Origin of the sequence: Streptomyces sp. NPDC058307 (assembly GCF_042880295.1) — a bacterium.
Lineage (GTDB): Bacteria > Actinomycetota > Actinomycetes > Streptomycetales > Streptomycetaceae > Streptomyces.
In genome coordinates this window covers 1-10,605 of the sequence record NZ_JBHVYZ010000120.1, presented here as the reverse complement: position 1 = coordinate 10,605, position 10,605 = coordinate 1, and the positions used below count along the sequence as shown (strand labels likewise).

At 66.1% G+C, this 10,605-nt stretch carries 13 protein-coding genes, 2 tRNA genes and 1 pseudogene; 15 read left to right on the top strand and 1 reads right to left on the bottom strand.

What is annotated here, in order from left to right:
- Positions 1-65: 65 nt before the first annotated feature.
- The 3 genes from ACFVYN_RS40465 to ACFVYN_RS40455 all read left to right on the top strand — a co-directional run bounded on the left by ACFVYN_RS40465 (position 66) and on the right by ACFVYN_RS40455 (position 2,130).
- A tRNA-Asn gene (locus ACFVYN_RS40465) sits at positions 66-138 on the top strand.
- Positions 139-307: 169 nt separating this feature from the next.
- A tRNA-Ile gene (locus tag ACFVYN_RS40460) sits at positions 308-381 on the top strand.
- Between the two features lie 492 nt (positions 382-873).
- Positions 874-2,130, top strand: a complete 1,257-nt coding sequence (locus ACFVYN_RS40455; RefSeq protein ID WP_390007742.1) for a transposase — start codon at positions 874-876, stop codon at positions 2,128-2,130.
- A gap of 56 nt (positions 2,131-2,186) precedes the next feature.
- Here the strand turns inward: ACFVYN_RS40455 and ACFVYN_RS40450 are convergent, their stop codons facing one another.
- Positions 2,187-3,068: a helix-turn-helix transcriptional regulator gene (locus ACFVYN_RS40450; RefSeq protein ID WP_390007739.1), complete on the bottom strand. Its 882-nt coding sequence runs from the start codon at positions 3,066-3,068 to the stop codon at positions 2,187-2,189.
- A gap of 202 nt (positions 3,069-3,270) precedes the next feature.
- On the opposite strand from ACFVYN_RS40450, the gene ACFVYN_RS40445 reads away from it, so the two are divergent.
- The 12 genes and pseudogenes from ACFVYN_RS40445 to ACFVYN_RS40390 form a co-directional block, all read left to right on the top strand.
- Positions 3,271-4,695, top strand: coding sequence for an MFS transporter (locus tag ACFVYN_RS40445; RefSeq protein ID WP_390007736.1), 1,425 nt, complete (start codon positions 3,271-3,273; stop codon positions 4,693-4,695).
- A gap of 28 nt (positions 4,696-4,723) precedes the next feature.
- Complete coding sequence (locus ACFVYN_RS40440; protein WP_390007734.1) at positions 4,724-5,182, top strand: alpha/beta hydrolase; 459 nt, start codon at positions 4,724-4,726, stop codon at positions 5,180-5,182.
- Between the two features lie 16 nt (positions 5,183-5,198).
- A complete protein-coding gene (locus tag ACFVYN_RS40435) occupies positions 5,199-6,722 on the top strand; it encodes an amidase domain-containing protein (RefSeq protein WP_390007731.1) in 1,524 nt (507 codons plus the stop codon).
- A gap of 13 nt (positions 6,723-6,735) precedes the next feature.
- Positions 6,736-7,254 (top strand): hypothetical protein, encoded by a 519-nt coding sequence (locus tag ACFVYN_RS40430; RefSeq protein ID WP_390007729.1) that lies wholly within the window; start codon positions 6,736-6,738, stop codon positions 7,252-7,254.
- Positions 7,255-7,481: 227 nt separating this feature from the next.
- The gene (locus ACFVYN_RS40425) at positions 7,482-7,733 is read left to right on the top strand and encodes a type II toxin-antitoxin system Phd/YefM family antitoxin (protein WP_390007727.1); all 252 of its coding nucleotides are present in this window, start codon (positions 7,482-7,484) and stop codon (positions 7,731-7,733) included.
- Positions 7,721-8,119 (top strand): PIN domain-containing protein, encoded by a 399-nt coding sequence (locus tag ACFVYN_RS40420; RefSeq protein ID WP_390007724.1) that lies wholly within the window; start codon positions 7,721-7,723, stop codon positions 8,117-8,119. The genes ACFVYN_RS40425 and ACFVYN_RS40420 overlap by 13 nt, the downstream gene beginning before the upstream one ends.
- 150 nt (positions 8,120-8,269) lie before the next feature.
- Positions 8,270-8,380 (top strand): annotated as a pseudogene (locus tag ACFVYN_RS40415) (RHS repeat-associated core domain-containing protein); the annotation flags it as partial.
- Positions 8,381-8,653, top strand: coding sequence for a hypothetical protein (locus ACFVYN_RS40410; RefSeq protein ID WP_390007722.1), 273 nt, complete (start codon positions 8,381-8,383; stop codon positions 8,651-8,653).
- Complete coding sequence (locus tag ACFVYN_RS40405) at positions 8,632-8,925, top strand: hypothetical protein (protein ID WP_390007720.1); 294 nt, start codon at positions 8,632-8,634, stop codon at positions 8,923-8,925. Before ACFVYN_RS40410 ends, ACFVYN_RS40405 begins: the two co-directional genes overlap by 22 nt.
- Before the next feature lie 131 nt (positions 8,926-9,056).
- A complete protein-coding gene (locus ACFVYN_RS40400; protein WP_390007717.1) occupies positions 9,057-9,326 on the top strand; it encodes a hypothetical protein in 270 nt (89 codons plus the stop codon).
- Positions 9,327-9,410: 84 nt separating this feature from the next.
- Complete coding sequence (locus ACFVYN_RS40395) at positions 9,411-10,229, top strand: hypothetical protein (RefSeq protein WP_390007715.1); 819 nt, start codon at positions 9,411-9,413, stop codon at positions 10,227-10,229.
- A gap of 80 nt (positions 10,230-10,309) precedes the next feature.
- The coding region (locus ACFVYN_RS40390) for a transposase (RefSeq protein ID WP_390007712.1) at positions 10,310-10,605 on the top strand (296 nt) is incomplete at its 3' end.

Here is a 10,605-nt window from a genome sequence, read left to right as displayed (position 1 = left end):
ATTGGCAGAGCAGCCGGCTGTTAACCGGCAGGTTACTGGTTCGAGTCCAGTCGGGGGAGCTTCGATCTTCCGTAGCTCAATTGGCAGAGCAGCCGGCTGTTAACCGGCAGGTTACTGGTTCGAGTCCAGTCGGGAGAGCAGGACGAGGAAGGACCCCCGATGGGGTCCTTTTTCATGTCCGACGGAACTGCCCAGGTCACAGCGCAGTCCTCACAGGCATGCGAAGTCGCCCCTGCGAAGCAGGAGATCGTATGAGCGGCTATGCTGCGGCAGACGGCGCGCACACATGTACGCGACACGCCGCTATGGGGCGGTAGCTCAGCCGGTTAGAGCAGCGGACTCATAATCCGTCGGCCGTGGGTTCGAGTCCCACCCGCCCCACTGTGCACGTCTGTGACCTGCGGAAACGTCTCATCTGCTGTGCAGATTCAGGGCGTTGGTCTACGGGGCTGAATCCGCTGCTCGTGAGTTCAGCACCGTTGCCGTCGGCGGTCTGAGCTGCGCTGACGCGTCCAGGTGGGCGGTGTTCTCGAGGGGCTGGACGCCGAATTCGGGACGCTGGTTGGACGCAGGTGTCTCCATGGGTGATCTTCGGCTCAGCCCGGAAGTGCGGAGCGGAGTCGGTGCGCTGGCGGCCTGGATCATCCGAGGTGGTGGTCGCGCAGTGCGTCGGGCGGATGATCGTGGTGCTTGCGCCTCTGGGGCGGCGCAGACGTCGTACCGATGACTGGACGCCAAGGGCGTCACGGAGTGTCATGAACCTTTAACCTGCAATTATCTATCTGTGAGGCGCACGTCACAGCGAAGATGCCCAGGGAGGTGGTTGGCCGATCGACTGAATCTGACTGGAGGCGTGAAGGGGGAACGCTGGCCATGCATTTATCGCGCGCGCAACAGGCCCTGGCAGGACATGGTGCCCAGTCCGTCGACACCTTCGCAGAGCGGGTCTTCGGGTACCTACCACGAGCCGATCAGCGCCGATGGGTCCAGACTTATCTGAAAGGGCTGCTGCTCACCGACGGCAGGAAGTCGATGCGGCGGGTGGCGGAGTCGGTGTCCGGCTCGCCCACGGTGTGGTACTCGCTGCAGCAGTTCATCAACAGCAGTCCATGGGAGTGGGGACCGGCTCGTGACGCTCTGACACGGTGGATCGAGGAGCGGTCATCTGTGCGGGCCCTGACCATCACACCCGTCATCCTGCCCAAGCGCGGCGATCAGTCCGTGGGTGTGCATCAGCGGTTCGACCTCTCTTGTGGGCGAACCATCAACTGCCAACTTGCAGTTGGCCTCTTCCTGTCCTGCCCGGGGGCCAATTTTCCTGTCGACTGGCGACTCGTGCTTCCGCGGCAATGGACTGACGACCCCGGACTGCGCCAGCGTGCCCGCATACCCGAGACCGAGAGTTTCCGTCCGCAGTGGAGGCACATGGTCGATCTGCTGGCCGACCATGTCGGTAGCACCTCTTCACCGGACGTGCCGATAGTGGCCGACATGAGCGACGCAACCGACCTCGTGGAGCTGACGGCCCTTCTGGTCGGCACGAGGCGCGACTTCATCGTCGCTGTCGATCCCCGGCTGGTGTCCGCTCGCGAGGGCAAGGTGTCGGATCAACGTTTGCACAACCGCTTGCAGAGGACTCCACACGACGGCCCCCGTCCAAGGTCCGGGCTCGTGGTCGGCGGCCGTCCGCTCGGTTCGGACGTGCGGCGTACATGGAGCCAGCACACCGCGGCCGTCACGGGTTCCGACGGGAGATTCCGGCAGGCCCAGATCCTGTCCACGCTGGTGCGGCAGCCTGTTCCAAAGCCACAGCAGGGTGGCGGTGATCAGTGGCCGTACAGGTTGTTCACCGAGCTCGCCGCAGACGGACGGCCGGGCTCTCGGATCTGGTTCACCAACCTCACTCACCACCGCTTGGACGAGCTTCTCGAGCTGACCCGCCTCTACGTCAGTTCCACGGTCACGGCGGACTGCATGGACGGTCGCTACGAGCTGCTGGACTTCGCCGGCCGTTCCTTCCCCGCCTGGCACCATCACATGACCATGGCGTCGGCGGCGTACGCCCATCTGCGCCTGGCGGACTCCGGGTATCCATCCCTGTCATACCTGACCGGGCAGCGCGGCGCCTGAAAAGGCACCGGCCGGGAGGCGATGTCCTACTCCCGGCCGGTCGGAGCGGTCTGGCCTCACAGCGCGACGGAGGTGCTCTCGACCTCAGGTGCGACTGCGCTGCCCAGCAGGCGCAGCGCCGCCTCGGAAGGCGAGCCCGGTTCGGCCGTATAGGCGATCAGGCGTTGGCCGGACGAGCCGGGGATGACGAGGTTCTCGAAGCTCAGGTCCATCGTGCCGACCAACGGGTGACGCAGCTGCTTCGCTCCCGAGGTACAGGTGCGCACCGGATGGCGGGCCCAGCGGGAGGCGAACTCATCGCATTGCACGGTGAGTTGGCCGACGAGTTCGGTCAGCCGACGGTCGTCGGGGTGGCGGCCGGCGATCAGGCGCAGCGAGGCGACCGCGAGCTGCGCCTCGTCGTGCCAGTCGGTGTACAGCGCGCGGTAGCGGTCATCCAGGAACAGCATCCGCGTCACGTTGGGCCGGGTGACCGGCGTCTCGGGGCTGTCCGTGGGCAGATGCGCGGCGAGCAGTGCGTGCCCCAGCCGGTTCCAGGCCAGTACGTCGTTGCGACGGTCCAGGACCAGCGCCGGCACCTCCGACATGGCCGCCAGCAGTTGCCGCGCCGAGGGGCTGGCCTGCTCCGCGCGGGGTGTGGTGGGGCGGGCAGCGGTCGCGGTGGGCCGGGCCAGGTCCTTCAGGTGCGCGGTCTCGTCGTCGGTCAGCCGCAGGGTGCGCGCGATCGCGTCCAGCACGGAGTCCGAGGCGCTGAGGGCACGGCCCTGTTCGAGACGGGTGTAGTGGGTGATGCTGACCCCGGCGAGCATGGCCAGCTCCTCGCGGCGCAGCCCGCTGACCCGGCGGCGGGTCGGATGAGGGGTGATGCCGACGTCCTCCGGGCGCAGTGCGGCACGGCGGGACCTGAGGAAGTCTCCCAGTTCGGACGGAGCGTCCATCGATGCCTCCCGTTCACTCCCCTTCATGATGCCTGCCCACCGGGCCAGGCGTGAGTCATAAGGGTGGTCATGTGATGACCACCCTTGCGCTGACTGTGCGAGACAGGGTGCTGGCTGGGTCCCCGGGCCGAGACGAGTCTCTTTCCCAGCGGTGTGCACGGCAGACGCACCGCCGAAGCTCGAACGAAAGGGACTCGACGTCATGTCCGTCACTGATTCGGACACGGCCGGTACGGCCGTAGGAACGGCTCCGGCCGTACTCACCCCGCGTCTGCGGCTGGTGCTGGTGCTGCTGCTCGCAGCCCAGTTCATGCTGGCGGTGGACTTCTCCATCCTGAACGTGGCGCTGCCGGTGATCGGCGAGGGCCTGGGGTTCTCTCTGGCGCATCTGCAGTGGATCGGCACCGCGTTCGCCCTGTGCGCGGCGGGGTTCACCCTCCTGTTCGGCCGGGTCGCGGACCTGTTCGGCCGTCGTAGGCTCTTCCTCGGCGGCCTGGTGGTGCTGGGTGTGGCGTCGCTGGTGGGCGGTCTGGCGCAGAACCCGGAGGTGCTGATCACGGCCCGTGTGTTCCAGGGGCTCGCGACCGCGGCGGTGACCCCGGCCGGCCTCTCGCTCATGACGACCTCGTTCCCGGAGGGCCCGCTGCGGGAGAAGGCGCTCGGCCTCAACGGGGCTCTGATGTCCGCCGGGTTCACCACCGGAGCGATCCTCGGCGGCCTGCTGACCGACCTGCTCTCCTGGCGCTGGGCGTTCTTCATCAATGTGCCCGTCGCCCTCGCCGTACTGATCGTCGCCCCGACGGTCATCAAGGAGTCCCCCCCGAAGCTGGACCTGCCCGGCGCAATCAGCGTCACCCTCGGTCTGCTGGCCATCGTCTTCGGCCTTACCCAGGCCGGTGAGCGCGGCTGGGGTTCCGCGAACGCCCTGCTGTCGCTGGTGGCCGGCGTGCTGTTGCTGGTCGTCTTCTGGGCGGTCGAGCGTAAGGTGAGCGCCCCGCTGGTGCCGCTCAGCGTGCTCGGCAAGCGGTCGGTGGCCTGGGGCAATGCCGCCGGTCTGATCGCCTTCCTCACCGAGACCTCACTGGTCTTCCTGCTGACCCTCTACCTCCAGGAGGTGCTCGGCTTCTCCCCGCTGGCCGCCGGTCTGTCCTTCGGTGTGCTGGGCATCGGAACGGTTGTCGGTGGCTCGGTCGCCCCGAAGGTCATCGGGAAGATCGGCAGCAAGCAGACGCTGATCGCAGGCGGCATCCTGCAGACCGTGTTCACGGCCGCCCTGCTCGGCCTCGGCACCACTCCCTCCTCGCTGTGGCTGCTGCTCGTCGCCACCTTCGCCGGCGGCGTGGGCAACATGCTCGTCATCGTCGGATTCATGGTCACCGCCACCTCCGGTCTCGCCGACCACGAACAGGGCCTGGCCACCGGGCTCGCGACCATGACCCAGCAGATCGGCATCACCATGGGCACGCCGATCATGAGCGCCATCGCCACCGCCGCGATGACAGGCGCGGGAGCCTCGGCCATCCTCGGCGGACTGAAGACGGCCATCGCGGTCAACGCCGTCCTCGTTGTCCTCGGCGCCCTCACCAGCGCCGTGTTCCTGCGCGGTGCGCGGTCGAGTGCGCAGTAACTCACGACGGTACGAACCCCGCGCCGGCGTGGCCGCTCCGGACCAGGACAGGGCCGTACGTCCGTACGGCCGGCGGTCCGGTGAGGTGCGGTGGCGGTCGGCCTGGCTCGACGCGGGGGCCCATCGCATTCCGGTACGCATCTACCGGCCGGGACCGCGGTCGTACGGCTGGCTGGTCTGGGCGCACGGCGGCAGCTGGCAGGCAGGGTCGGTCGAGCACTGGCACGGGCCCGTCATGGACCTCGCGAGGACCTCGGGGTGCACGGTGGTAAGCACCGGCTACCGGCTGGCCCCCGGCTATCGGCACCCCGCTCAGCTGGAGGACGTGCTCACGCTGTTCTGGGCCGGGGAACAGGCGGCGGACGGCGAGCCGCTGGCGGTCGGGGGTGACAGCGCAGGAGGCACCATCGCCGCGGGCTGGTCTTCTCGCCCAGGAGGACTCGTCCGGCCCGGTCGCCTCCGGAACGGAGGCCAGCGCCTCCTATGACATCACCTCCTTGGTCGTGAGCTGGCTCAGCAGCGACTTCCCCAACGACGGGCTCGTCCTCCAGGCCGACGACCAGTCCACAGCCACCGTCTACTACTCCTCAGCCAGCACGGTCCCCACTGCCGACCGTCCGGCCATCAGCGTCGTCTACACGCCACCGACCGCTCCCAGCGCACCGCCGAACGCCACAGTGACGCCAGGCGATGGCGGAGCCGTCCTCACCTGGTCACCGCCTATCGACAGCGGCTACCTTTATGCCGCCGGTGACGACATCACCTACACGGTCAAGGCTCTCGACCCCTCCGGCCAGGTCGCCCAGCAGGCCACCACGGGCGAACTGCACGCCGTCATCACCGGTCTCACCGACGGCACGGCCTACACGTTCGCCGTCTCCGCCAGCAACACGGCCGGCTCAGGCCCCAGCACCACCACGGTCGCGGCGACGCCGCAAGCCGTGTCTGGAGGAACATCGCAGTACGTCCAGGCCATCAGCCAGTTCCTCAACGCCAAGGACCAGCTTCAGGAGAGTGTCACCGCCAGCAGTTCCACGATGGCCGCCCAGTACAGCTCCTTCGCCTCCTTCTCGACCGAACTGAGCTACGGAGCCGACACCGACACTGCTGTCGCCGCCCTGGAACAGGCCAATAGTGAACAGGACGCCCAGGACGCCACCACCCTGACCAACACGCTCGTCGTACACCCCTCAGGCAGCAGCACCACCGAGGTCTTCACCACTGCCGATGAGACCTTCACCACCGTGGACACCAGCAGTGGTACCTCGGTATCCACGCCGGGAGAGAGCACCGACAACGACGAGTTCTTCTTCAACGTGTCCGGGACGCCCCTCATCACCGGCTTCGTCGACGCCGCAGCGGCCCTGGACCCCGTCACGGAATACACCAACCAGACGGCAACAGCCCCCAGTGCCCAGGAATCCGCGTCCGACGGCACCCCGGAATGGGCGCTCGACAGCGGTGGTCACGCCGTCCTCGCCCCCGGGTACGTCGATCCCGGGAGCGGTGGCAGCAATGGCGACCCAGCCGTGGCCTCGTGGGCGTTGAGCCATTACAAGATCTCGTACAACGGGTTCGGTGACGACTGCACCGACTTCGTCTCCCGGGTGCTGTTCTACGGGGGTAGCTTCCCGAAGAAATACAACGCCGCCGGCTTCCGGGGCAAACATCCCAGCACCTCCGACGACAGATACTGGTTCATCCAGGATCTTCTGGGGCGTTCCTGGAGCCATTCCTGGAGCGTCGCCAAAGATCTGTACCAGTTCGAGAAGAAACAGTACGCAGACTTCGTGTCTCCTCATTACGTGGCCTCCGGAGACATCGTCTGGGTCAACTGGACCGGCACGAGTTCGGCAGGCATCAGCCATGCGGCCGTCATCACCAAGGTCAGCGGCTCCAACATCTACGTGACCCAGCACTCCCATACGCGCATAAACGAACCCATATGGAAGGTCAAAGACGCCCTGAGTTGGCAGGGGGCCAACCCTCACCTGCACCTGTGGGCCGCCCAGCCCACCGAACTCTGACGAGGTCGACGCCATGAGACGTCTACTGACCACGGGACCGGTCGCCTTGCTGGCCTGCGTGTTTCTTGCTGGCTGTTCGACAACGGGCCCGCACCTCCCCGACTATGTCGTGCTGTCCAAACACGTGACCCATGGGGTGCACTGGCAGTTGGACGCATACCTCAGCGATGACGGGCTGTGTCTGACGGTGGACGACCCTCGGGGGCCAGAAGTCAGCGGAGACTGGTCGTCCGGGGGTTGCGGCTTCGACAGCAGCCCCTCGGGCGGCTACTGGTCAGGCGGACAGGAGCCCGGCGACAAAAACGGCGTCGTCGCGTACGGACCGCTGCCGGACAATGCCACCGCAATCAGAGTGGCAAGCCACAGCGTGGTCAAGACAATCCCGTTCCCTCACGGCAGCGGCCTGCCGACCGCCCGCTACTGGTTTGTCATCGAACCACCGGGATGGCCGAGCAAGGCCGACGGAACGCTGCTGAGCACGCCCCAACCATTGGACAAGGAAGGTAAGAATGTCGCCTTCAAGAAGTTCTGACCCGATAGTTGACTCCACAGGCAATCTGTAACACCAAACAGCCCGGCGAGTCGATGCGCTCGCCGGGCAGGGTCGGGGACGCTTGATGTCCGGTGCTCCGAGTTCATGCCCTCGGCACCGTCCCATGCTGGTTCCGAAGACCGTGAGGGTTTGCACAAAAAGTGCAGAGGGCGAAGGCGACGAGTGCGCATCTTGTCGCGTATCAGATTCTCTGAGAAGATGAGGTCATGAAGACGATGACCGCTACCGAAGCATCGCGGAACTTCGCCTCCGTGCTGGACAGTGCGGAACGCGGGGAAACCATCGTGATCACCCGAGGAGGCAAGCGTCTGGCCGTGCTCGCTCCCGCGCCCAAGGCCACGGGGCGGGCGGTGAAGGACGCTCTCCTGCGTCATGTCGGGACCGTTGATGACGCCTTCGAGGACGACGTGACGGCCACCCGTGATCTGCTGACGCTGGACGATCCGTGGAACGACTGATCCTGGACACCGGCGTGCTGATCGCGATCGAGCGCCGGAAGGTCTCCCTCGACCAGGCGCTGGCTGACGACGACGATCCCTCGATCGCCGCCATCACAGCGGCGGAACTGCTTCAGGGGGTGGAACTGGCGGACGACACCAACCGGGTCGCTCGCCAGTCCTTCGTCGACACCGTCCTCGCCACCATCCCTGCTGAGGAATACACCGTGGACGTGGCCCGCGCGCACGCGCGGCTGCTCGCGCATGTTCGCCGAGCCGGCCAGCCCCGAGGTGCCCACGACCTGATCATCGCGGCCACCGCGCTGACCACCGCGCGCACCGTGGTCACCTACGACAAGCGGGCCCGCTTCGACGACCTTCCTGGCGTTCGGGTACGTCAGGTGTGACAGGCCTTCGACGACAGGCCGATGGCAGACGGCTCAGGGTTTTCGACGCCGTTCCGGGCAGCCTCGTGGCGACCAAGGAACTCCGGTCAGGCCGCGGCCGCGTGATCGCGGGCTCTCGTCACTTCTCCAGCGGGAGCTTCATGAGTCGGCATCGACGACACCAACACCGGCCTCACTCACCTCGGCGCCCGTGAATACGACCAGAACACAGGCCGCTTCATCTCCGCAGACCCGGTCTTCGACATCGCCGACCCGCTCCAGATGAACGGGTATGCCTACGCGAACAACAACCCGGTCACGCGGAGCGATCCCACCGGCCTCGAAAGCTGCGGCCCCTCCAATTACAGCTGCACCAGGGACACCATCGACACCATCAACAAGGGCGGAGGCGGTACCGGAGGTGGGGCCGACGACAACGACAACAAGGGAAAGGACAAACAGGGCAAGACGGTCGTTCGCAACGGGGAAATTCCAACCTGGGTACGGCTTGCAGCGGCGCGGCCATGGGTGCGATGGGGAGCCCGCACGACGTAGCTGTCTGCAGGACCGGGGAGGCGGCTGCGGAGTGGGCAAAAGCCCACAACGTCGACGGGTGCGTCACGGTGGACATCGGAGAGGGAAAAAAATCCTTCAACCGTATCCCGGAGGGCCACCGGAAGAAGCGCGACGGATCGGACGGTGAAGCGGACGTCATTCTCTGGGCCAAGGGGCGGGTCTACATCTGGGAGGTAAAACCCAATCCTGGAAAGGGAAAGGACGATACGTACGCTTTCCGAGACGGCCCGGACCAACTCGCCACTACGTGAACAAGCTGAGGAAGTACCTCCGGAGCGAGGGAGACGCCCGAGCTGTTCAAGTGGGTCCGTCGGTCGCCAGAAAGGAATTCACCTGGAGTAGGTACAGAGGTGCTGTAGGGTCCAGATCGGATTATCCGGGAATGCGATACTACGGCCTCAATGATGACGATGACGATGAGCCCACACCGCAGCCCAGCCCGGGCCCGACCGACATCCAGAAGCCGACACGCACCCCGACGGCCGAACCGACCCCCTCCGCGACCGGAACCTACGGCCCGGGATCGCCTGCCGGTGACTACAGCGGCGAAGTCGTTGCGGTCGGCGGCGGAGTGACGTTCTTCTCCCTCGTGATGGCAGTGGGCAACGTCCTGTCCAAGGGGCCTGGCTGCCTCGTGGGCGGCATGTGCTGAGGTTTTTCAGCTGGTGGCTCGCCGTCCACGTATCGTGGGCGGCGGCTCCGGACGGTGAAGCCGCTTGAGAAAGATGAGTGACGTATGGACGTGTACATGGAGGCGACGCTTGGCCCGCGCGGCGCGGCTGAGCGGGGCGCAGCGGCGGTTTCCTGGTTTCACAAGGCGTTGTCCGGGCCGCTCGCCGAACTCGTCCGACAGGAGGAGCGGGCTGAGTCTGGTGTGCACAGCGGGACGTCCATCCGGCAGTCCGAGGGAAGTCGGCGAACTCACATAAATCATCTGGGCAGGAATCGCAGTCGGCTGGACGGGGAACTCGAAATGAGTCCGGATTGGGCCGTCACGGAGTTCTACGGCGAAGATGTTCTCGCACGAGTGGAGTGTTCCTGCTTCCCAGTAGAGGGGGAATGGTCGCGGTTCGTCGTGGCCCTCCAGGCGGGAATGTCGAGGCTGTCCGATGCGGAGTACTGCACAGCACTCGTCGATTTCTTCGCTCAAGCCCTTGATGAGCTGAATCCGATGTTCGCCCGCATTGAAAGGGACTCCCTTTCGGACTGGTCGAACATCGAGGCCGCCCTGACGCGCGATCTCGATGAATCCCTGCCAGAGGGCCGGGATTGCCTGCGTGGCTACGCATGGGTCACGGTGTGTCCTCAAGAACTGGCAGTCCGACTGGGCGGCCCTCAGTCGCTGGCGGCCTCCGGAGTCTTCCACCGCGTGGTACCGCTGCGGGCGGGTGGAGTTCTCCTGCAAGCTTCGGAGACACTGAGCGGATACACGGACCAAGTGATGGAACGAGTGTTCACGGTGCTCGCCCCCGTGCTGCCGGAAGGCCAACCCGTACCGGATCCGGCCCATCCCAACCTCCGCTTCGTGCTGCGAGACGCCAGCCAGGTCCGCTGAGCGGCCCTCGATCGATCCGATTCCTGAGGGCTCTTTCCCTAAGAGGACATCTCATTTGGTGTGTTCGATAGTCTGCGGTCGTGGACATCGTGGAGCGCCTGGTGCCGGATGAGCTGTGGGAGTTGTTCGCGCGGGTGGTGCCGCCCGCCCCGACTCGGCCTCAAGGTGGTGGCCGACGGCGGTACGGGGATCGCGAGGTGCTGGCCGCGATTGTGTTCGTGGCCACGTCAGGGTGCACATGGAAGCAGTTACCGCCGTCCTTCGGCCCGTCGGGGCCGACCGCGCATCGCCGGTTCAGCGAATGGAGCAGGGCCCGGGTCTGGGCCAAACTGCACCGCCTGGTGCTGGACGAACTCGGCGCTCGCGGAGACCTGGA